Raw genomic sequence first — 21,321 nt, 5'->3', positions numbered from 1 at the left:
GATATAAAGAAAACCGTCTGTCCATCCTCTCGTGAGGACTTGGCAGACGGTTCTTATCGTGTATAGGTTACGATATATACGTTTTTACGCAACTATGCAGCCAATGGAGCCAAGTCCAGTGGGATGCCAGGACCCATGGTAGAAGTCATGGTGACCTTAGTGATGTAACGACCCTTTACAGTAGTTGGCTTCAAGCGGCGAATCTCGTCAGCTACAGCACGGAAGTTCTCTGCAAGAGCTTCCTCAGTAAAGCTGAGTTTACCGACGATGAAGCTCAAATTGCCATGCTTGTCAACGCGGAACTCAATCTTACCGCCCTTGATATCAGACACAGCCTTTGCTACATCCATAGTCACGGTACCGGTCTTAGGGTTTGGCATCAAACCACGAGGACCGAGCACACGGCCAAGGCGACCTACTTGACCCATCATATCTGGAGTTGCTACCACTGCATCGAAATCAGTGTAGCCCTTAGATACCTTTTCGATGAGTTCTGCATCGCCGACCTCATCTGCACCAGCTTCAACAGCTGCTGTAGCCTGAGGACCACGTGCAAACACGATTACGCGAGCGGTCTTACCAGTTCCATTTGGCAAATTAACAGTACCGCGGATAAGCTGGTCTGCCTTGCGTGGGTCAACGTTGAGGTTATATGTAGCCTCAACGGTTTCATCAAAACCGCGAGCTGGCATGCTCTTGAGCAATGCGATAGCTTCTTCAGCGGTGTAAAGGTTAGAGCGATCTACCTTTTCGGCAGCTTCGCGATACTTGCGTGAACGCTTTGTCATCTGCTTCTCCTTAGCAGTCGCAGTCTGGGCAAGCGTTTGCCCTCCTGCTCAAGTGGATAAAATTAGTCGGTTACGGTGATACCCATAGAACGTGCAGTACCCTCGATGATCTTCATACCTGCTTCGATATCACGAGCAGACAAGTCAGCCATCTTAGTTTCAGCGATTTCGCGTACCTGTGCCTTGGTTACGGAACCAACCTTTGTGGTAAGTGGGTTGCCCGCACCCTTATCCACGCCAGCTGCCTTACGAAGAAGTTCTGCTGCTGGAGGAGTCTTCAGCACGAAGGTGAAGGAGCGATCTTCATATACAGTGATTTCTACTGGGATGATCTGACCGATCTTATCCTTAGTAGCATCGTTGTATGCCTTGGTGAAGTCCATGATGTTCACGCCATGGGAACCCAATGCAGGACCCAGTGGCGGAGCAGGATTTGCCTTGCCTGCAGCAATCTGCAGCTTGATGAGTGCTGAGACTTTCTTCTTTGGAGCCATTTTATGGTTCTTCTTTCTGTCAGCGGTTCGACGGAGCAGGCTAAGGATTTTCACCTACAAGCCGTACCCCTCCCGCGGTTTTATCTTTTTACAGCAGTTGGCGTGTGCTCACACTCTACAGCATGAACACACGCCAACCAGTAAGCTAGTAAGCCTTATTATTATGCCTGATTTGCTCGACAAATATTTAATTTACTTGGCAATACTGTGAAGTACAGTATCCGTCTTCATATCGTCTTGCATATCGCACCTTGAGTGTAACGACTTACTTGTTTCGCTTTACAGTTACTGCCAATCCTGTACCTGCAAGAGCAAGAAGCATCATTACTGCTGCGATAACGGTGATATCTGTACCAGTTGTTGCAAGCTTGGTCACAGGCTTATTTTCCTTGACAACCTTGTTGTTTACCGGCTTTGTCGGAGTTTGTGGCTTTGGCTGCTCAGACTTTGGCTGGGTAGGGGTTGAAGGCGTAGTTGGCTTGTTTGGCTTTGGAGTCTCAGGTGTAGGGGTTTCTGGTGTCTCGGTCTTTTCATCTGAAATTGTCAAAGACATATTTTCAGCAGTGTAGAAGTGAGAAGTTACAGCATTCTGATAGTTAGAACTATCAGACTTATAGATATCCAAAATCATGTTCTGTGGAGCAGGTGTTGTACTCTCAATCAGTTCCTTATAAGCCTTCTCATCAGGTTCAGACTCATTAGTAACCTCGTCCAAATCAACGTACTGTTCTTCCTTTGGATCAGTATAGTGCCACACAGCCCACTGCGTAATGCCTGCAAAGGTGTCAGGAGTTAGGTTATACTTCTTCATAATTCCTGAAGCGTCATTTGGATATCCGTTCCAGATAACGCGAGCTACGTTATTATACAAATCATTGCTATGACCTGGGGCTGCGAGATTCTCAAAGTTATTCTCATCGCCCTTAACGCGAGTATAAGTAGAGCCGTTCACTGGGAATTTTCGCGTCTTGTTAAAGCAATACACTACGGTATGAGTGCCGTTATCTTTACCGGTTAAATCACCTAAAATGTGAGCACCACGGACGCCTTCACCTGCATATACCTTTGTGAAAGTTGCGCTTTCGGAGCTAGAAATCGGGCTAGCTACAGTAAAGGTCTTTTCGGCTTCCTTTACCTTATAGCCATTAGGCGCGGTTTGTGTGAGCTTATATGTTCCTGGGGCGAGATTAAGTCCTTCTGCAGACGTAGTACTTGTCCACTCCTTGACGACTTTCCCGTCTTTTGTATCGACAACTTTTACCTTTGCGCCCGCAAGAGGCTTATCGCTCTCATCGAGAACCGTAATTTTTACAGGCACCGTCACGGTAGTGTCATCTGCATGCGCTGCTGGAATTGCAAAGCCAGTGAAAAGCATCATCATCGCAGCGATAGCAGCGACGACCCCCCCCCCAGGCTCTTTTTACTCGTGCAGTCATTTATTTTCCTTCTTTACTCTATTAACTTCTATAACCATTAATCGGATTTTATTGCCTTGCTACAAGTCGTAACAAGAGCATCAGCTATATATTAATACTTTTATACAAAAAATGGCGATGAAAATGGTATTTTCATCGCCATTAGTGACAAAAAAACTGATTTGTAAAAACTCGTCTACATCTTTTAGTCGATTTTTTCAACCTGCTCGAAGCCTAGCTCTACAGGTGTATCGCGACCGAAGATAGATACGAGCACGGAAAGCTTTTGAGCTTCAGCGTTAATTTCAGAGATAACTGCCGGCATCGTAGCGAATGGGCCATCGGTAACCGTGACCGATTCGCCTACTGTAAAGCTTACTTCGATCTTACGTGCCTTCTTGCGATTTGGCTGGTCTCCAGCTTCCTTGAGCGCTTCGGAGCGAATCATTGGCGCCATCATGGAGACGACTTCCTTGCGAGTCAGCGGTGCAGGTTCGCCACCATTACCGACAAAACCAGTCACGCCCTCAGTCTCGCGCACGATACGGCGAGCATCCTCATCATCCCACATACGAATCAAAACATAGCCTGGGATACGCACGCGGTTGACGATCTTCTTGCCTTTTTCAGTGTGCTGCTCGACCTCTTCCATAGGTACTTCCACCTGGAAAATCTGGTCTTCCAAACCGAAAGAAGCTGCGCGAGACTCTACATTCATCTTCACGCGTTTCTCGTAACCGGAGTACGTGTGAAGCACGTACCACTTACCCTCAAGTGAACGCAAAGACCGAGAAAAATCAGCTACTGCCTTTTCGCCGGGATCGAGATCATCATCTGTATCGCTAGACTCTTGCGCTGAAGTCTGATCATCAGCCGCATTATCCGCTGCACTGTCAGCTACAACTTCCTCAGTATTCTCAGTATTTTCCGTAGAAACTGGATCTGTTGATACTTCTACAGACTCTACAGGCTCTTCCTGCGTGTCTTCCATATTCTCAGTCATGATTATCTATCACACCTAAATTCAAATAAACGATTACGATTCCATAGGCTAATTCAATCTCATTAGCCAAAAAGTGTGACCATCAGTTGGCCAAGTCCATAATCCAGTGCCGTAATGAACACCATCAACAAAACAACGAAGATAAATACTGCAACAGACCAGCCAAGAAGTTCCTTGCCGGACGGAGCAACCACTTTAGAAAGCTCTTGGAACATCTGACGGATGAACATACCAATGCGAACGAAAACATTTGGCTTGCGTACTTTCGCAGCCTTTTTGCTCTCAGTATGAGCCATGATGCAATCCTTACTTTACAAAGTGTGCAGCTCTCGCTGCATGAGCAGGGGCCGCGGGACTCGAACCCACAACCTACGGTTTTGGAGACCGTTGCGCTACCAATTGCGCCAGACCCCTAAGTCTACGTGTACATCGTACACAATCCACAGGATTGCCTTTATATTGTGACAAGCCCTCCGGACTAATGACAATGTCGTGCGGCGAACCGCCGAATGTCTAGTCTATCGCGATTTAGGGATTTCGTCTAATCGCATCATCATCCACTTAACGAACATTGCCAGCCGCTGCTCCACCACTAGCCTTCGTACGCCGCCAACCACTGCTTTAGTCGACGCATTCCCTCAGCCAAGTCATCGTCAGCGAGCGCGTAAGAGAAACGAATATACCCCGGTGCACTAAACCCTTCACCTGGAACCGCTGCCACATGTACTTCATCGAGAATGAGTGCTGCAAGCTCTACCGTATTTTCACAGACAGTCTGCTTCTTGCCTAATGGTTTGCCAAGAAGCCGCGAAAAATCAGCAAACGCATAAAAAGCACCAGCTGGAAGAGCGCATGTCACCCCTGTCATATCGTTAAGCGCACTCACAATTGCATGACGACGCTTATCAAAGGCCTCACGCATCATCTCAACAGCAGTCAAATCTCCAGACACTGCTGCTAGCGCCGCGCGCTGCGGGACATTTGAGACGTTAGATGTCAAGTGTCCCTGGAGCTTCCCTACTGCCTTGGCCACATTTTCAGGACCGATGAGCCAGCCTACGCGCCACCCAGTCATGGCATACGTCTTTGCTACACCATTAAGCACGATGAGTCTATCACGAACTTCAGGCACGAGAGCACCGATATAGTCAGTCTTTTTGCCATCGTAAATCATGTGTTCATAGATTTCATCTGTGATAACCCATACGTCATGCTCGATAGCCCAACGAGCGATTGCTTTCAAAGTTTCAGCTGACCATACTGCGCCAGTTGGATTATTGGGAGAGTTTACGATAATCGCTTTGGTTTTCTCAGTTCGAGCAGCTTCGATTTGTTCAATGGTAGGTTCAAAACGCTGCTCTGCACCCGCAAAAACTTCAACTGGGGTACCTGCTGCGAGCTTAATAGCTTCAGGGTACGTAACCCAGCACGGCGTAGGAACGATAACTTCATCACCCTCGTCAAGGATTACTTGGAAACTGGAATATACCGCTTGTTTCCCGCCATTCGTTACCACGATGTGGCTTGGATTTACATCATATCCACTATCACGCTTCGTCTTTTGCGCTATAGCTTCTCGAAGCTCCGGAAGCCCCGGAGTAGCAGTGTAACGATGATTTTTTGCATCGCGTGCAGCTTCTACAGCAGCCTCCACAATTGGCGAAGGCGTAGGAAAGTTCGGCTCTCCAGCACCAAAACCGATGATATCCACGCCCTGTGCTTTGAGCGCCTTTGCCTTCAAATCGACTTCAAGGGTGGCGGATGGTGCCACGTTCGTGATACGAGTGCTTAACTGTGCCATAATGCACAGTTTATTGCGCTCCATTTACGAGAACCAAATCGTCTCTATGAATAATGGGACGCGCAAATTCAGATCCGAGAAAACGCTCAATCTGCTCAGTATTTTTGCCTGCAAGCGACACGATGTCATCGCAATCAAATGCTGAAAGACCACGAGCAATCCTACGTCCCGACTCATCAGCTACCCACACGGGAGCTCCGGCAGAGAAGTCACCTTCCGCACCAAGAGTGCCTACTGCAAGCAGGCTTGGTTTCCCCGTCAAGATAGCGCGAGCCGCTCCGTCGTCTACCACGATAGTTCCTTGCGGGTGAGAAGCGTACCCTATCCACAGTCGCCGTGAACTTACTCGTTCGCGCAGAGGAGCGAACGCCGTGCCCACGCAGTCGCCCATAACCGCTGGACCTGTATTACGCGTCGAGGTCAAAAGGCAAGGGATTCCTGAGGCTGTAGCGATGCGTATGGCATCAATCTTTGTCACCATTCCGCCCGTCCCCACGGCAGATCCTGCACCAGAAATGCTGGAATCATCAACATCACGAATAGCATTTTTAACGAACGTCCTACGCACTGCGTGCGGATTAGTAGGAGGAGCCGTATAAAGTCCATCAACGTCAGAAAGGATAACTAGAGCTTGTGCCCTAGCAATTTGCGCTACGAGAGCGCTGAGATGATCATTGTCGCCAAACTTGACTTCAGACGTCACCAAAGTGTCATTTTCGTTGACGATAGGCACGACCCCCAACTCAAGAAGTCGTTCAATGGTGTTGTGCACATTGCGATAACGCGACGACCTCATCGTATCTGAGGCAGACATCAACACTTGCCCAACTCTTATGCCAAATCGCGAGAACGCCTTCTCATACTCCGCCATGAGCAGACCTTGACCTACCGATGCGGCAGCTTGACGAGATACCGAGTCATCTGGACGACTGTCGAAACCCAACGGCCTTAGTCCAGCAGCCACAGATCCTGAGGACACAAGAACTATGCGCGCTCCAGACTGTATACCCGCACATAGTGCGCTTACGAGTCTCGACAATTTCCCGGGGTCCAAAAGACCAGCCTTCGACGTTAATGAGCTTGAACCGACCTTAACTACAATCGTGTGCGCGGAGCGAATCTTGTCACGAGTTTGGGATTCATTCATACCTCGTCACCTGTGCTAGTCACGTTCGTGTTGCTCTCGCTGTTGTCGTCAAACTGCTTAAGGAAGTCCTGAGCACCTTCCGGGTCATCATTACGAGTCGGATCTGCCCAGTGCCCCGTCTTTCGCTCAGCAGCCATTGCTTCGCGAACTGCGGTTTTCGCATCCATCCATTCATGATACTGACGGCGACGTTCGCTATTCGTACGACGACGGTTCAGCCCTTCTGCTTCCTCGAGACGAACGTCGTGCCCACGGCGGGAATGTGGGCCTCCGTCAAGCATCTCAGCACCGGCCTGAATGGTTGGATCCCAATCAAATGCTACGGCGCTTTCTCCTCGTCCGATATGTACCTCGTCGCCTACACGAGCGCCTTTCGCGCGCAAAGCATCTTCTACCCCCAAGCGCGCAAGTCGATCTGCAAGATAACCTACCGCCTCTTCATTATCAAAGTTCGTTTGGCGTACCCAGCGCTCAGGTTTGTCGCCAGTCACAGTAAACCAGAAGTGCCCATCATGATCTTGTTCGCGCACGATCTCGAAGTCGTAGCCTAAGCCCACTTCCTTTGGGCTGCGACGCTTACGCTCCAATGGGCGGATCACTATACGTTCTTCGCTAGCTTGCTCGGTCTGTACTTTAATCTGGGCACGTGCCTCTTCGACCATAGTGCTTAATGCATAGGTAAGTTGCTTGAGACCTTCATGGGATGCAGTCGAAATGATGAATACCTTAAGCCCAAGCTTCTCAAAGTCTGGTTTCACGAACTCTGCGAGCTCCTTAGCTTCAGGAACATCTGCCTTGTTTAAGATAATGATGCGAGGACGCTGAGTAAGCGGAATAGCTCCTAACGGTATGTCGAGTTGGTCAGCGTACTGCGCTAGTTCATTTTCTAGTGCCTCATAATCACTCATAGGGTCACGATCTGCCTCTAGAGTTGCACAATCAATCACGTGAGCAATAACTTCGGTGCGTTCAATATGGCGAAGGAACTCAAGTCCTAGCCCTTTACCCTGAGCAGCTCCCGGAATCAGTCCCGGAACGTCCGCTATCGTAAAACGCTTATCACCTGTGTCAACTACTCCGAGATTAGGAACTAACGTCGTGAAAGGATAATCTGCGATTTTTGGTCGCGCAGCAGAAAGAGTTGCAACGAGGGAGGACTTACCAGCGGATGGATACCCTACGAGCGCTACGTCTGCAATGGATTTTAATTCAAAAATTACGTCGCGCTCTTCACCGGGCTCACCAAGCAATGCAAAACCTGGAGCACGACGCTGCTTATTTGCCAGCGAACGGTTCCCTAGCCCGCCGACACCTCCTTGTGCCACGACATAACGGTCACCCTCATGCGCCAAGTCAGCAAGCATCTCATCATTCTTATGTTTTGCCGCTGAGATGACAGTATCTGTACGCCCAGTGGCTGCACTATCACCGTGAGATACGCGCTTTGAAGAGAATATAACCGTCCCGACAGGAACAGGAAGGATGAGGTCAGCACCCTGCGAACCGTCTTTATCATCACCTTTGCCCATAGTCCCATTCGGTGCACTACGGTGTGGCATAAAGCGGTAGTCGAGCAACGATGTCGTATTGGGATCTGCGACAACGATGACACTTCCACCGTCACCACCATCACCACCGTCAGGGCCTGCCAGTGGCTTGTACTTCTCACGGCGAATTGACGCTGCGCCATTACCACCGTCGCCACCCTTGACGTGTACAGTGACGCGATCTACAAAGTCACTCATATCCTCATCCTTAGAATCTTGCTTGCAGCATAAAACCGCTCTATATGCAAAAAGCCGCGCTCAAACGGGCGCGGCTCTATACCATTTCCGAACTACTCGGAAATAACGTCTACAACCTTGCGATCATGACGAGTACCGAACTTCACAGTACCGTTTGCGAGAGCAAAGAGAGTGTGATCCTTGCCGAGACCAACGTTCTGACCTGCATGGAACTTAGTACCGCGCTGGCGAACGATGATGTTGCCTGCTACTACTGCTTCGCCGCCAAACTTCTTTACACCCAAGTATTGAGGATTCGAATCGCGACCGTTGCGGGTACTTGCCGCACCTTTCTTATGTGCCATGACTAATTCCTTTCGAAAGAATGAATTCGGGTTCTCTTACCGCATTAAGCGATGGAGGTTACCTTAAGAACAGTCAACTTCTGGCGGTGACCCTTACGGCGTGCTACACCAGTCTTGTTCTTGAACTTCTGGATGTTAATCTTTGGACCCTTAGCTTCGTCGTCAATAACTTCTGCCTTGACAGAAACCTTTGCCAAATCCTTAGCCGCGAGGGTTACCTGAGAACCATCAACTACGAGTGCAACAGGGAACTCTACGGTATCGCCCTTCTTTGCATCAAGACGGTTGACGGTAAATTCGTCGCCTACCTCGACCTTTTCCTGGTGGCCGCCGGCTTTCACAATAGCGTACATGTTCTTACCTTTGCCTCTTAAAAGCTTTATCGTTTCATCTTCTAAACACTGCTCTGAGCATCACGCTCAGGTCGTTCACAAGACACCAACTATCTAATGTATTGCATAACTTGAATTCCGTCAAATCACGAAACACACTGGACTTGCTACTCTACTTCTTCCTTTGGACTATCGCTCTTTGAACTATTGAGAGCATTGGGGCTATCGAGAGAACTTGCACTATCGTTATCCTCATTGCTCTTATTGTCTTTGCTATCCTTGCTATTCGAAGACACAGCACCAGCTGCGGCAATTGCAGCCATAGAGTTCTTTACCTCTTCAGTCGTACTGAGTAAATCTTCGTGGTCATGGACTGTCGACGAATCACCAGAATCATTAACATGGTTGTACACACTGTGACCATGCTTATTTGTTTTGACGAATGGATCTCCGCCCTTCATAGCATATGGATCATCAGCATGAGAGTTCACGGTAGGCTCATCGTGCAGGATAAATCCGCGACCACCACACGTCGGGCATTCTTCAGAGAATGCCTCTACGAGTCCTTGCCCCACACGCTTACGAGTCATCTGGACTAAGCCAAGAGAAGTCACTTCTGCGACTTGATGCTTTGTGCGATCTCGTGAGAGACACTCTACAAGTCGGCGGAGCACCAAATCACGATTTGCAGGCATGACCATATCGACGAAATCAATCATGACCATACCGCCGATATCGCGCAAACGCAGCTGACGTACAACTTCTTCTGCAGCTTCCAAGTTGCATCGCGTTACTGTCTCTTCGAGCGACTTACCTTTACCGATAAATCGACCGGTATTCACGTCGATAGTAGTCATAGCCTCAGTACGATCAATAACAAGCGAGCCACCGGATGGCAAGTAAACTTGGCGCTCCATCCCCTTACGTAACTGTGAGTCAATCTGCCAGCGGTCAAAGACGTCTTTGCCCTGATGATCTTGAGGATCCCACTGCTCCACACGGTCAAGTAAGTCTGGAGCAGCTGCCTCGATATACTCGCGAATGCGGTTGTACACATCTTCACCCTCAACGACGAGTTTCTTAAAGTCATCGTTGAAAATATCGCGAATGACTCGAATAACGACGTCTGGCTCACCTTGAAGCAGGTGCGGCTTCTTCGAGTTTTTATACTCGTCAAGTTGCTGAGAGATATGCTCCCACTGGTGCTTCAAATGCTCGAGGTCTTTGATAATTGCTTCTTCAGAAGCACCCTCAGCGGCTGTACGAATGATGACGCCCATCTCTTCTGGTGCCACCTTAGAGACGATAGATTTCAAGCGCGCACGTTCACGTTCGGGAAGTTTGCGACTGACTCCAGTCATACCTCCAGACGGCACAAGGACCAAGAACCTCCCTGCAAGAGTCACCTGCGAGGTCAAACGAGCTCCCTTGTGTCCTATAGGATCCTTCGTAACTTGCACGAGGACAGGATCTCCCGACTTGAAAGCATGCTCCATGCGTCGTGGCTGGCCTTCGAGTCGCGTGGCATCCCAGTTAACTTCGCCTGCGTAAAGTACACCGTTACGAGCCTGACCGATATCTACGAATGCTGCTTCCATCGAAGGAAGAACATTCTGTACACGACCTTGGTAAATATTTCCAACCGCTGAAACTTCAGCGATGTCAGAGATATAGTGCTCTACAAGCACATCATCCTCAATGACGGACACCTGAGTATGAGTTCCGCGTTCACGCACAACCATGATGCGATTTACTACCTCACGTCGCGCGAGGAAGTCTTGCTCCGTGATGAGAGCTGCCTGACGGTTTCGATCACGACGGTTGTCCCGACGGCGCTGGCGTTTTGCCTCAAGCCTTGTCGAGCCTTCTATATCAGTAATCTCGTCAATGTATTGCTGCTTACGCGAGCGCGAATTTACTACTACGTCTGATGCAGTATCCTCTGAATCATGAGATTCATCTTCAGTGTTCTTTGCTCCGCGGCGGCGACGACGACGGCGAGTCGTAAACGACTCATCCTCGTCATCATCGTGCATGATTGACGTGGAGCTACGATGATTGCGACGGCGACGAGCCTCGCGTTCATCATCGTTTGATTCGCCCTTGCTTTCATCTTCAATTGGCTCATATGATATATCATCAAAGTCAATGTCATGCTCGATAGCTTCAACTTCTGCGGCAGCGCGACGCTCCTCAGCATTCAAGCGACGGCTTCGACGAGTACGACGAGACGTAGCCTCCTGCTCGCGCATATCCGAGCTATCCTCTCCCTCATCACGGGAGCGTTTACGCTCGGTCTCATCGAGAGCCTGGGAGATAGTATCCATTACCTCATCGGCATGTTCGTGATGATTACGGCGGTTCCTACGGCTTCGACGATTCGCATCATCATGAGAACCTTCGTTGTCTTCTTCCGTCTCGGAAGCATTCTGTGTTTGCGGTCGCGACGGAATAACAGGCGCTTGGAAGAGAAGGCTCATCATAGGATTTGGGCGCCCGAGATGAGTACGCCCTGCGAAATCTTCTGGAGTGCGAGTTTCTTCGTGGGTAGTTTCCGAAGATGAAAACTCTAGCATCTGACTTACAGCAGCATGTGCTCGGCGCGAACGGCTACGTACAGTATCCTCACGGTTCTCTTCATGCGCGTTATCAAAGCTGTCGCTGTCTCTACGACCAGTAGTATCAACCTTGCCACTATTTTCTGCGTGGTTTTCAAATATGATAGTGCGTAGCTGCTCACTGCGAGCGCGTGAATCTTCGGATTGCTTGCGCTTACGTATGCGCGGTTCAGGAAGCTCAAGGACGACATTAGAACGGTCATGGTCCCGGCTCTCTTGAGCCTTAGCAACCTTAACTTGAGTGGTTTCTTTCTCACCGTGTGCATCGTAAGCTACTTCATCAGCAATTTCTATGCCTTTGTCAACAAATAATTCATCGGCGATACGCTCCTGCTGAGCGTTTCGCTTGTATCGCTGAGAGCTCCGGCGCGCAGAAACCTGACTCTGTGGTGCTTCTACTTCACGCACAGCCTTTTGCTTTGTTAAGGAAAGGGGATGAGGGGTGCGCTGTGACGTTAAGTCTTGCTTAAGAGATTGCTCTGTAGGGTCTGCAGTAGCCTTCAAAGAAGGCTGCGAAATCTGTGTAACTTGGGAATCTTTCGCTCCAGTAGCACGCACAACGCGGCGAGAGCCTTGATTTGTGCGGCGACCAAGACGTGGTGGTTCCTGATTTTTGTTTTCAGACACGGTCGTCTCCCAGTCAAGCAGCTGCGCCTGCTTTACAAGTCATGTCCATATACGCACCTTATGTCCACGTATATAAACGGTTAAAAAGTCTGTCTATGCCTCGCGGACGCCATCACCTGTCTTTACCTCACCAAGACACGGGGTCAACGCTCAGCGGCGCGGTTCGCGCAGAACCACTATCACGAGTTTACCACACGCGTATCAGCGAGCCATACGAGAAGGAGCTGAGCGTACTCGTGCAACGCCTGTACTGCGATTTGCTCATCACTTTTATGCGCAAGTAGAGGATCTCCCGCGCCGAGATTTACTGCGGGGATGCCTAACGTGCTCAACCTTGCAACGTCCGTCCAGCCGAACTTCGCCGTCGGCATCTTCTCTGTACGTTTGTACACGAGTTGAACGAGATGTGATGCTACTGGGTTATCCAACCCCGGACGAGCGCCAGCCGATTCATCCTTCATCTCAATGTCGTAGCCTTCGAACAAACCACCATCAGCTCGAAATACGCCTTTCCCTACCCCACTTCTGCTGGCACAGGATTGTCCCATGAGGAGCGCTTTGGCCTCGGCGATACTCTTATCTGGAGCAAATCGATAGTTGACATGGATGCGGCACTCTTGCGGGATTATATTGGTCCCCTCGCCACCTGAAATCATGGTCGCATTGAGACCTTCGCGATATTCTAGACCGTCTACGGTAATTGTGTCAGGCTCATACTCGTCGAGAGTACGTAGCACGCGCGCAGCGTGGTGGATAGCATTATCCCCCATCCATGCGCGAGCAGAGTGAGCTGCTATACCGTGAGTAATGATGTCGAAACGCATGGTACCGTTGCATCCACCTTCAATTAAGCCGTTACTCGGCTCACCAATAACTGCGAAATCACCACTAATCCATTCTGGGTGAGCGTTGACCACCTTTCCGAGACCATTTTTGCTCGCTTCGACTTCTTCATGGTCATAGAAGATATATGTGATGTCGCACGCAATCTTATCCGCGCCATTTAATATATCAGCAAGATAAAGGAAAGTCGCATCGCTGCCCTTCATATCTGTAGCTCCGCGCCCCCATATCACAGAAGACTGAGGATATGCTTCGCGGATCTCCTTACGAATTTTCCCATTGCCAGGTTCTAAAAGTTGAGGAGGGAAGTTATCAATCACGGGTACTACATCAATATGCCCCGCAAGGATGACTCGCTGAGATTTGCCAAAATGTGTCGATGCTACAACCGTATCTCCCATACGGTGCACTTCAAGCCATGGACGAGCATCAAGATACTTTTCTACCCAATCAGCAAGCTCAGTTTCACTGTCAGAAACAGAATACTGATGCATGATGGTTGTCATAAGCTCGTCAAGCTGTGCAAAATCGTTCATACTCATATCGTAAACGATGTCGCACGTCAGAGCTCTTCGCGTGGCACTATGTGATTATGGGATTGTTAAGCGCGTTACAGGGGTTTGCCGTCATCGGGATTGTTATCGCTACGGGATATGTCGCTGCACGTATGCATATTGGGGGAGATTCAGCACAATATGTCTTGAATCGAGTCAGCTTTTTCGTCTCCAGCCCCTGCCTCATGTTTGCGATATTGTCAAAAGAAAAGTTAGGAGAAATTTTCCATCCGACCATTCTCGTCGCATTTTTCTCCGCTGTCATCGTCGGCGTAATTTTTATAATCCTCAACGCCATCTTTTTCAAGCTTTCTCCAGCAGAAACCACTATAGGAGCTCTTAATAGTCTGTACCTCAACTCGAACAATATCGGGCTTCCTGTCGCGACGTACATTGTGGGTAACCCCGCCCTCGTCGCGCCTATTCTCGTGATGCAGCAGGCGCTTTTTACTCCGGTCGCGCTCACCGTCCTTGACATTCAAACAAGCGGAAAGTTTTCGTGGAAACGCATCGCGGCACAGCCCTTGCATCAGCCTCTTCTCATCGGGTCGCTTGGGGGAATCATCGTCTCATGGCTGTCGAGTTTATACGGACACTTCATCATACCTCAATGGCTCTTTGACCCTATAGATATGATAGGGGCTTCTGCGGTGCCTCTCATTCTTATGGCTTTCGGTATGAGTCTGCACGGTACAAAACCTCTGCAAAAGGCATCAAATATTCCAGCTATTATCACTGTATCAACACTCAAAAATGTCGTCATGCCTATTGTCGCTTTCGTTGTGGCGTATCTCATGGGCATGAGGGGAGCGGTGCTCTATGGATGCATAATTCTAGCGGCTCTTCCGACGGGACAGAACGTCTATAACTACGCCGCACGGTATAACGCTGGAATGGGATTCGCTCGAGACGGTACGCTCATTTCGACACTTACGTCTCCACTTGTCATAGCACTCATTGCTCTTCTACTTGGGTAAGACGTGCAACAAGTGAGACGTACACGCGACCATCGGCGCACATAGAGAGGCACGTATCTATTTATTCTCACTCGCGATAACTCGCAAGCGCTGTAGGAAGTTTGGCCAGTCAGACTTGAAGTAAGACAGAAGATTGACATTATCCATCTCTTCAATGGATAGCCATTTCACTTCGATACTCTCATCATCTGTCGCACGTGGTTCAGCCATCGTTCCGCGTTTCTCAAATGCGAAGACAGTCGTGTAACTCCACGGTCCGTGATCTTCTTGGTAGGCTCCAACGACATGGATGTCTTCCGGATGGATATTTGCCTCTTCGCGCGCCTCTCGCAGCGCTCCTTCAATGACATTCTCTCCGGTAGCTATCGCGCCTCCTGGAATTCCCCACGTTCCACCTTCCGCACTCCACTGAGCACGATGCTGCATAGCGATGTGTGTAATTTCTCCCGCATCATTACGACGGGCAAGCAAGATTCCCGCGGCGCTATGACGTCCCCAATGCTTGTGCCCACATGCGCAGTCAATCCAACCATCGCCGGGTTGGCTGATATTGCTATCAGGAGCTTTTGAATCTGTATCTGAGGACGACAACGCGGATATTGCAGTGGCATTCCACAGATTTGGCCAACTCATACCTAGCTCTTCTACGAGAGAGCGCACTGTCGGCAGACTCAGACCAATTATACCGCTCGGATCTCCTTGAACGGATTCTATAAACGCAGCTCCTATACCTTCAAGTGTGAATGATCCCGCGACTTCTAATGGTTCTCCAGTCGCAATATACTGCTCGATATCATCATCACTAAAATTACTAAATGTGACTTGTGCGTGACTGATAGATTGAGCAATCTCGCCAGTTGCCATATCAATGACGACATGCCCAGTCCACAGCGTGCCGGTGTTCCCGCGCATGAGACGGAGCCGCTCACGTGCAATTTCTGCACTGTGCGGCTTGCCATATACCTCATTATGCAAGGTGAAAAGCGAGTCACATCCGATGATGACAGGACCGTGCATAAGACCGCCTAAACCAGCGTGACTGCCTACAAAATCAGATAAATCTACACGCTGAGATACACTACCCTGTCCGTGCTCAAGTGGACGGCTAATATTGAGATGACCCGTGGACGTTTTGACCGTATCCCATGTATGCGTATAGTCATGCGCCACACTCTTCGCCTTTTCCCGAGCTAAAACGAGGACACGTTCTTCAACGGACAGGCTACTCACGTCTTCACCACGATTCGCTGCTATCTTTTCAAGTACAGCGTCCTCATCGACGTGCGATACGCGAATAGTAGGACGAATGCCAGCTTGTACAAGTAAACGAGCGCGAGACGGCGACTGCGATGCTAATGCGACAGGAATACTCATAAAAACTTCTATTGCTCCTTCTTAGCAGATTCTTCGTATACGCGTACACCGTTATGGTCAATTCCTAAATGCTCCATACGCCACTGTGACATATCGATAGATTTCGCAGTGATGTTGCGCAACTTATCTGTATCATCCCCTGCATGTAAACACAAGACACATGGCCCCGCTCCAGAGATAACAGCAGCATACCCCTGCGCACGCAAAAAATCGACAAGGCGTGCAGACGGTCCCATCAGTGGCGCACGGTAAGGCTGGTGCAGTCTATCCACAGTCGCGTGGAATAGCAAATCATTATCACCACGTCCCAGAGCGGCAGGAAGCAAAGCCGCACGCGAGACATTTTTAAGTGCATCCTCGTAGGGAACTTCTTGCGGTAGCACTTCACGTGCTTTACTCGTTGATAGTTCAAAATCGGGGATGAATATCCACGCATTGACATTCTTGTCAACGGGATACTGCACAGTTCGGAAACTGCGTGTGCTCGATTCAAGCCACGAAATAGTCATCCCCCCATAGACTGCTGGTGCCACATTGTCTGGATGCCCTTCCAACTGCGCAGCAATATTAAAAATCTCATCGCGCACTTCACTACTGTGCATATCCAACCCAGCTAGTCCCGCAGCAGCTGCGACGCCAGCTACAATCGCACTCGCAGATGACCCCATACCACGTGACTGTGGTATACGATTCCACGCTGTAAGATTCACCCCGAATTCTGGCAAATCAAAGCTTTCAGAAGCCTTTCGTAAAGCTCTGACTACGAGATGTCGTTCATCGCGCGGAAGAGAATCTTCACCTTCGCCATGAATGACCATATGGACACCTTGCGCCGGTAGCGCTTCTACAATTACAGTATCGTAAAAATTCAACGCAAGACCAGCTGTATCAAAGCCTGGCCCAAGATTTGCACTCGTCGCGGGGACATCAACGCGCACCTTTGTAGCTGCAAAAGTCATTACAATGGCGCCTTCCTTAATTAAAAACACGTTTAGGTAAATTGAGATGAACGAAATCAAGTTATTCAGCCGCACTCAGCGTACGTGGACACTCTGGCAGCTGCAAACACACATTGAGCTCTTCGTAAGGAGCTTTATACCTTTCGTCACTCATCTTCAAAGACGCGTACTACAGAAAGTACTTTGCCATGCGACATTGTGCCTTCAAGGTCGACCGCGGTCTTACGAATGAGGCTATCCGCGACCGCATGAGTGGTAATCCATAATTCATGATTGCCACAATCATCAGTTTCTTCACGTTGCTGTACAGCGCGAATAGACACATTATTACGTGCAAAGACCTCAGCTACCTTGGCAAGTACACCCACTGCATCTGGCACATTAAGTCGCATCATATAGCTGGATTCGGCGCGAGCAGCATCCACAATCGGCGCGGTAGAGAAGAGCGGAATCTTCGGCCCAGTGCTTCCTAGCACTCGATGGCGAGCAACAGTCACAATATCGCCTGTAACCGCGGAAGCAGTAGGAGCTCCACCAGCTCCTCGCCCGTAGAACATGAGATCGTCAGAGGCTTCTCCCTCAACGAAGACAGCGTTAAAGCTTCCTGAAACCTTAGCGAGCTGATGCTCAGCAGGGAGCATGACTGGATAGACACCTGCACTTATGCCTTCATCATTTTGAGAAACCACAGCGAGGAGCTTAATAACACGATTCATAGCACGTGCAGCTGCAATATCCGAATCCGTAATATGCTCGATGCCTTCCACATGCACGTCGTCCATACGCACGTCTCTGTTAAACGCTAGGCACGCCATAATCGCAGCCTTAGCTGCTGCATCAAAACCGCCAATGTCTGCTGTAGGATCTGCTTCTGCGAAGCCTTTTTCCTGAGCATCTTTGAGTACCGTATCGAAAGGAAGGCCTTTTGTCGTCATCTCATCAAGGATGTAATTTGTCGTACCGTTGACAATACCCATCACACGATTAATCTTGTCGCCTACCATAGATTCACGTAACGGGCGAACGATAGGAATTGCACCACCCACAGCAGCTTCAAAATAGATGTCAACGCCGTTTTTTTCTGCTGCTTCGTAAAGCTCAGGACCGTGCGTGGCAAGAAGTGCTTTATTCGCAGTGACGACAGATGCACCATGATTCAATGCACTCAGCACAAATGTGCGCGCTGGTTCTATGCCACCGATAAGCTCCACCACGATATCTGCACGAGTCGTCAGCTCCAACGTATCTGTAGTAAGTAGCGACTTATCAATCCATGGGTCATGTACTGCTGCAGGATCGAGAACTGCGACACCTGCCAATTCAAGACGCGCTCCAATACGACGCTCCAACTCATCAGACTGCTCCACGATAAGTCGGGCTGTTTGTGAGCCAACTGTCCCCGCTCCAAGTAGGGCGACCTTAATTGCCTTATTTGTCATGAATGTACCTTACCGTTTACTCTGCGCTGACGATGACGTTACGCAAATCTCCGATGCCTTCTACGTGCACAATCGCTTCATCTCCTGGATGCAAACTTCCTGTCGCGTATGGTGTACCAGTCAAAATGACGTCCCCCGGCAGCAAAGTCGCAAAGCTCGAGATGAACGCAATCTGCGATTCGACAGAGTGAATCAAATTTGCAGTCGTTCCGCTAGCTTCTGGAACGTCTTCACCATTGAGTGTAAAGCTAATCTTCGCGTCTTTATAATTGACATCGGTCTCAATCCATGGACCGAGCGGGCATGACGTATCAAACCCCTTAGCACGTGTCCATGTGGGATCATCTCCCTGCAAATCGCGCAACGTCACATCATTGACGCAAGTGAACCCAAGAACATATTTCATCGCATCTGATTCGCTAACGTTCTTTGCAATACGCCCTATAACTACTGCCAGCTCAGGCTCGAAGTTCATATCTTTACTGAATTTTGGAAAAACAATAGGGTCATCTGGACCGATGACAGAGGTAGAAGGCTTTGAAAAGATGACCATATCTTCAGGCGCATGAACACCTTTCATACCTTTAATTTCACCCATATATTCAGCATGCGCTTCATAGTTTTTTGCTAATCCGTACACTTTACTTGGGATGACAGGGGCGAGGAGACGGATTCCCTCGCCATCGAGGGCGAAACGCTGTCCTGTAGGACTCACAGGATTGCTACCAAGCGGGTATCCAGAAAGTTCTACAAGATAATCCTTGCCATCAGCCTCATCTTTTTGGACGAAAGCATAAGACACTGTTTCATCGTGACTAAAACGCGCAATTCTCATATCTCTAGGATATAGAACCCCCGCGAAAGATACGTATAAATTTTAGATAAATGCTCGCTGCCCGAATATTCCCGTTCCCACACGCACTATCGTTGCGCCCTCAGCGATAGCCCATGCCATATCCGCACTCATGCCCATAGAAAGTTGCTGTGCTCCTTGTGTGCCCTCTACTCCTGATGCGCAAATATCATCACGCAACTGACGCAGGTGATTAAAACCACTACGCACTACCTTCTCATCATCCACATGCGTACCGATAGTCATAAAACCTTGCAATTCCAGCCCGGGCATAGCGGCAATCTGGTATGCAAGTTCCTCTGCCTCTTCTGGTTTACAGCCTGATTTGCTGTCTTCTCCTGACTCATTCACTTCAAGAAGAACGCCAATCGTTTGGTGTTCGTCAAGTCTGCGTGCAATGCGCTCAGCAAGTTTTAACGAATCAACAGATTCAACAGTGTCTATAAAAGGAAGAATTTTTGAAATTTTATTCGCTTGTAATTGCCCAATCATGTGGAACGGGATAGCAAGATTACGCTCGGTAAAGCCCGCTATAAGCCCTTCTGCCTTTGCGAGAACTTCCTGCGGGCGATTTTCTCCTATACAGCGAATTCCAGCATCAATTGCCGCAAGAATCTCTCCCACGTCGCGGGTCTTCGTGGCCGCGAGTAATGTTACGCTGCCTTCATCACGATACGCAGTATGCTCTGCATCATGGACGCGGTCCAGCGTGACCTTAACTCCGTCCTCGATTTCACGACGTCGTTCATCAGAAATATCTGTATTTGCAAGATTCTTATGGTCCATATATGCAGTCATATGCTGTACTTTACTCACATAGGAGAAAATAAAAAGAGCACAGATAGTTCTGTGCTCTTTATTATTACTCTAACTTACGGTTAGAAACCAAAACCGATGAAATACTGCGCTGCAAAGACACCAGCAATACCGCCAATAATCGGCGCTACAACCGGAATCCACGCTTCATCCCATCGAGAAGAACCTTTGTGCTCAATTGGGAGAAGCTGATGAAGCAAACGTGGCATAAGATCACGTGCAGGGTTTAATGCAGGCCCAGTTGCGCCACCCAAAGACGTTACAAGACCCCATACGATAAAGCCAACGACAATAGCAGCACCCATCGGATTATGCTTACCCCACTCTAGACTCAACGCGAGCAGTGCACCAAAGACCAAGACGAAGGTACCTACAAGCTCGTTAAGGAAGTAGTTAAACTTGTTGTCAAACGCATCAGTCGTGGAAAAAGTCCCGAAGATCGCCGCAGGATCAGTGGTCTCATCATAGTGAGGCTTGTACATGGTCCAAACAAGTAGTTGCCCTACAAAAGCACCCAAAAGCTGCGCAATAATGAACAAACACGCATTCCCCCATGGAAGCATGCCATAGACAGCCTGCCCGATGGTCATCGCCGGGTTGATTTGCGCACCAGATACCGTGCCGAACATAGCTACAGGAACCATTACACCAATGCCATAGCCCATTGCAATATCAAGCCAGCCGGATCCGTGTCCTTTAGTTTTTGCTAATTCTGAGTTAGCTACTGCACCGTTACCGAAAAGCATTAAAATCGCAGTACCAGCAAACTCTGCTAATACTTGTGCCCATAATTGGGGTGTCATAAAAATCTCCTCACAATCTCTTTCTCAGAAATATTCCTACAGAATTGATAGAGAACATACTGGACATATTTTATCCTAGCGGTAGGTACTGTATTAAAGGATTATGTTTGGTTGGTGTTGAGAAGATATTGAGAAACCTTACCCAACATACAAACTACACACCACGCGAAAACCAAAACCATAAAACCCTGAAAACCAGAAAAACCAAGGGTCAAACGCTAAACCAAGAAGAAACCGAGACTAGGACACAAGCCCAAGAAACAAATAAAAGGGGTTGAACCCTTTACAGGTCCAACCCCTCAAAATATTAAAGCGGCAGCTTGTTACTCTCCCACACCCTACCGAGTGCAGTACCATCACCGTACTAGGACTTAACTACCAGGTTCGAA

At 49.1% G+C, this 21,321-nt stretch carries 19 protein-coding genes and 1 tRNA gene; 1 reads left to right on the top strand and 19 read right to left on the bottom strand.

The features are described 5' to 3' along the window. Window positions 1–92: 92 nt before the first annotated feature. From rplA to dapE, 13 genes are all read right to left on the bottom strand, one after another. Window positions 93–788, bottom strand: coding sequence for a 50S ribosomal protein L1 (rplA, locus tag ACFQY8_RS07900; RefSeq protein ID WP_377939427.1), 696 nt, complete (start codon window positions 786–788; stop codon window positions 93–95). Between the two features lie 62 nt (window positions 789–850). Continuing rightward, entirely contained in the window at window positions 851–1,282 is a 432-nt protein-coding gene (gene rplK, locus ACFQY8_RS07895) for a 50S ribosomal protein L11 (protein WP_018143356.1), read from the bottom strand. Window positions 1,283–1,547: 265 nt separating this feature from the next. Continuing rightward, window positions 1,548–2,660, bottom strand: a complete 1,113-nt coding sequence (locus ACFQY8_RS07890) for a thioester-forming surface-anchored protein (protein ID WP_377939425.1) — start codon at window positions 2,658–2,660, stop codon at window positions 1,548–1,550. Between the two features lie 242 nt (window positions 2,661–2,902). After that, complete coding sequence (gene nusG, locus ACFQY8_RS07885; protein WP_377939424.1) at window positions 2,903–3,700, bottom strand: transcription termination/antitermination protein NusG; 798 nt, start codon at window positions 3,698–3,700, stop codon at window positions 2,903–2,905. 62 nt (window positions 3,701–3,762) lie between these two features. After that, on the bottom strand, window positions 3,763–3,996 hold the full coding sequence (secE, locus tag ACFQY8_RS07880) for a preprotein translocase subunit SecE (protein ID WP_377939423.1): 234 nt from the start codon (window positions 3,994–3,996) through the stop codon (window positions 3,763–3,765). A 45-nt stretch (window positions 3,997–4,041) separates the two neighbouring features. Then, a tRNA-Trp gene (locus ACFQY8_RS07875) sits at window positions 4,042–4,114 on the bottom strand. A gap of 178 nt (window positions 4,115–4,292) precedes the next feature. Continuing rightward, window positions 4,293–5,501, bottom strand: a complete 1,209-nt coding sequence (locus ACFQY8_RS07870) for a pyridoxal phosphate-dependent aminotransferase (RefSeq protein WP_377939422.1) — start codon at window positions 5,499–5,501, stop codon at window positions 4,293–4,295. Between the two features lie 10 nt (window positions 5,502–5,511). Further along, a complete protein-coding gene (gene proB, locus ACFQY8_RS07865; RefSeq protein ID WP_377939421.1) occupies window positions 5,512–6,648 on the bottom strand; it encodes a glutamate 5-kinase in 1,137 nt (378 codons plus the stop codon). Further along, complete coding sequence (obgE, locus tag ACFQY8_RS07860; protein ID WP_377939419.1) at window positions 6,645–8,393, bottom strand: GTPase ObgE; 1,749 nt, start codon at window positions 8,391–8,393, stop codon at window positions 6,645–6,647. The genes proB and obgE overlap by 4 nt, the downstream gene beginning before the upstream one ends. A 92-nt stretch (window positions 8,394–8,485) precedes the next feature. Next, window positions 8,486–8,737, bottom strand: a complete 252-nt coding sequence (gene rpmA, locus ACFQY8_RS07855) for a 50S ribosomal protein L27 (RefSeq protein ID WP_377939418.1) — start codon at window positions 8,735–8,737, stop codon at window positions 8,486–8,488. A gap of 44 nt (window positions 8,738–8,781) precedes the next feature. Next, window positions 8,782–9,090: a 50S ribosomal protein L21 gene (gene rplU / locus ACFQY8_RS07850; protein WP_377939416.1), complete on the bottom strand. Its 309-nt coding sequence runs from the start codon at window positions 9,088–9,090 to the stop codon at window positions 8,782–8,784. A gap of 146 nt (window positions 9,091–9,236) precedes the next feature. Then, window positions 9,237–12,314 (bottom strand): Rne/Rng family ribonuclease, encoded by a 3,078-nt coding sequence (locus ACFQY8_RS07845; RefSeq protein WP_377939415.1) that lies wholly within the window; start codon window positions 12,312–12,314, stop codon window positions 9,237–9,239. A gap of 179 nt (window positions 12,315–12,493) precedes the next feature. Then, complete coding sequence (dapE, locus tag ACFQY8_RS07840) at window positions 12,494–13,711, bottom strand: succinyl-diaminopimelate desuccinylase (RefSeq protein WP_377939451.1); 1,218 nt, start codon at window positions 13,709–13,711, stop codon at window positions 12,494–12,496. Between the two features lie 35 nt (window positions 13,712–13,746). On the opposite strand from dapE, the gene ACFQY8_RS07835 reads away from it, so the two are divergent. Further along, window positions 13,747–14,688 (top strand): AEC family transporter, encoded by a 942-nt coding sequence (locus tag ACFQY8_RS07835; protein WP_377939449.1) that lies wholly within the window; start codon window positions 13,747–13,749, stop codon window positions 14,686–14,688. 57 nt (window positions 14,689–14,745) lie between these two features. Here ACFQY8_RS07835 and ACFQY8_RS07830 read toward each other — a convergent pair whose 3' ends face one another. The 6 genes from ACFQY8_RS07830 to ACFQY8_RS07805 form a co-directional block, all read right to left on the bottom strand. Continuing rightward, the gene (locus ACFQY8_RS07830) at window positions 14,746–16,062 is read right to left on the bottom strand and encodes a Maf family nucleotide pyrophosphatase (protein ID WP_377939414.1); all 1,317 of its coding nucleotides are present in this window, start codon (window positions 16,060–16,062) and stop codon (window positions 14,746–14,748) included. A gap of 8 nt (window positions 16,063–16,070) precedes the next feature. Continuing rightward, window positions 16,071–17,021, bottom strand: a complete 951-nt coding sequence (gene thrB / locus ACFQY8_RS07825) for a homoserine kinase (protein WP_377939413.1) — start codon at window positions 17,019–17,021, stop codon at window positions 16,071–16,073. Between the two features lie 146 nt (window positions 17,022–17,167). Next, the gene (locus tag ACFQY8_RS07820) at window positions 17,168–18,460 is read right to left on the bottom strand and encodes a homoserine dehydrogenase (RefSeq protein ID WP_377939412.1); all 1,293 of its coding nucleotides are present in this window, start codon (window positions 18,458–18,460) and stop codon (window positions 17,168–17,170) included. 16 nt (window positions 18,461–18,476) lie between these two features. Further along, a complete protein-coding gene (locus ACFQY8_RS07815; protein ID WP_377939411.1) occupies window positions 18,477–19,295 on the bottom strand; it encodes a fumarylacetoacetate hydrolase family protein in 819 nt (272 codons plus the stop codon). 42 nt (window positions 19,296–19,337) lie between these two features. Beyond that, on the bottom strand, window positions 19,338–20,111 hold the full coding sequence (locus tag ACFQY8_RS07810; RefSeq protein WP_377939409.1) for a YggS family pyridoxal phosphate-dependent enzyme: 774 nt from the start codon (window positions 20,109–20,111) through the stop codon (window positions 19,338–19,340). Window positions 20,112–20,191: 80 nt separating this feature from the next. Then, window positions 20,192–20,932 (bottom strand): MIP/aquaporin family protein, encoded by a 741-nt coding sequence (locus ACFQY8_RS07805; protein WP_377939407.1) that lies wholly within the window; start codon window positions 20,930–20,932, stop codon window positions 20,192–20,194. Between the last annotated feature and the right edge of the window lie 389 nt (window positions 20,933–21,321).

Source organism: Alloscardovia venturai, assembly GCF_042676605.1.
GTDB classification, from domain to species: domain Bacteria; phylum Actinomycetota; class Actinomycetes; order Actinomycetales; family Bifidobacteriaceae; genus Alloscardovia; species Alloscardovia venturai.
The sequence above is the reverse complement of the archived record's forward strand: the minus strand, read 5'-3'. Positions and strand labels throughout refer to the sequence as shown.

Coding starts and splice junctions, on each gene's coding strand:
- ACFQY8_RS07830 (WP_377939414.1), bottom strand. CDS start 16,062: ATGAGTATTCCTGTCGCATTAGCATCGCAGTCGCCGTCTCGCGCTCGT.
- ACFQY8_RS07820 (WP_377939412.1), bottom strand. CDS start 18,460: ATGACAAATAAGGCAATTAAGGTCGCCCTACTTGGAGCGGGGACAGTT.
- rplA (WP_377939427.1), bottom strand. CDS start 788: ATGACAAAGCGTTCACGCAAGTATCGCGAAGCTGCCGAAAAGGTAGAT.
- ACFQY8_RS07810 (WP_377939409.1), bottom strand. CDS start 20,111: ATGACTGCATATATGGACCATAAGAATCTTGCAAATACAGATATTTCT.
- nusG (WP_377939424.1), bottom strand. CDS start 3,700: ATGACTGAGAATATGGAAGACACGCAGGAAGAGCCTGTAGAGTCTGTA.
- rplK (WP_018143356.1), bottom strand. CDS start 1,282: ATGGCTCCAAAGAAGAAAGTCTCAGCACTCATCAAGCTGCAGATTGCT.
- ACFQY8_RS07870 (WP_377939422.1), bottom strand. CDS start 5,501: ATGGCACAGTTAAGCACTCGTATCACGAACGTGGCACCATCCGCCACC.
- rpmA (WP_377939418.1), bottom strand. CDS start 8,737: ATGGCACATAAGAAAGGTGCGGCAAGTACCCGCAACGGTCGCGATTCG.
- ACFQY8_RS07815 (WP_377939411.1), bottom strand. CDS start 19,295: ATGAGAATTGCGCGTTTTAGTCACGATGAAACAGTGTCTTATGCTTTC.
- proB (WP_377939421.1), bottom strand. CDS start 6,648: ATGAATGAATCCCAAACTCGTGACAAGATTCGCTCCGCGCACACGATT.
- secE (WP_377939423.1), bottom strand. CDS start 3,996: ATGGCTCATACTGAGAGCAAAAAGGCTGCGAAAGTACGCAAGCCAAAT.
- ACFQY8_RS07890 (WP_377939425.1), bottom strand. CDS start 2,660: ATGATGCTTTTCACTGGCTTTGCAATTCCAGCAGCGCATGCAGATGAC.
- obgE (WP_377939419.1), bottom strand. CDS start 8,393: ATGAGTGACTTTGTAGATCGCGTCACTGTACACGTCAAGGGTGGCGAC.
- rplU (WP_377939416.1), bottom strand. CDS start 9,090: ATGTACGCTATTGTGAAAGCCGGCGGCCACCAGGAAAAGGTCGAGGTA.
- thrB (WP_377939413.1), bottom strand. CDS start 17,021: ATGACTTTTGCAGCTACAAAGGTGCGCGTTGATGTCCCCGCGACGAGT.
- ACFQY8_RS07805 (WP_377939407.1), bottom strand. CDS start 20,932: ATGACACCCCAATTATGGGCACAAGTATTAGCAGAGTTTGCTGGTACT.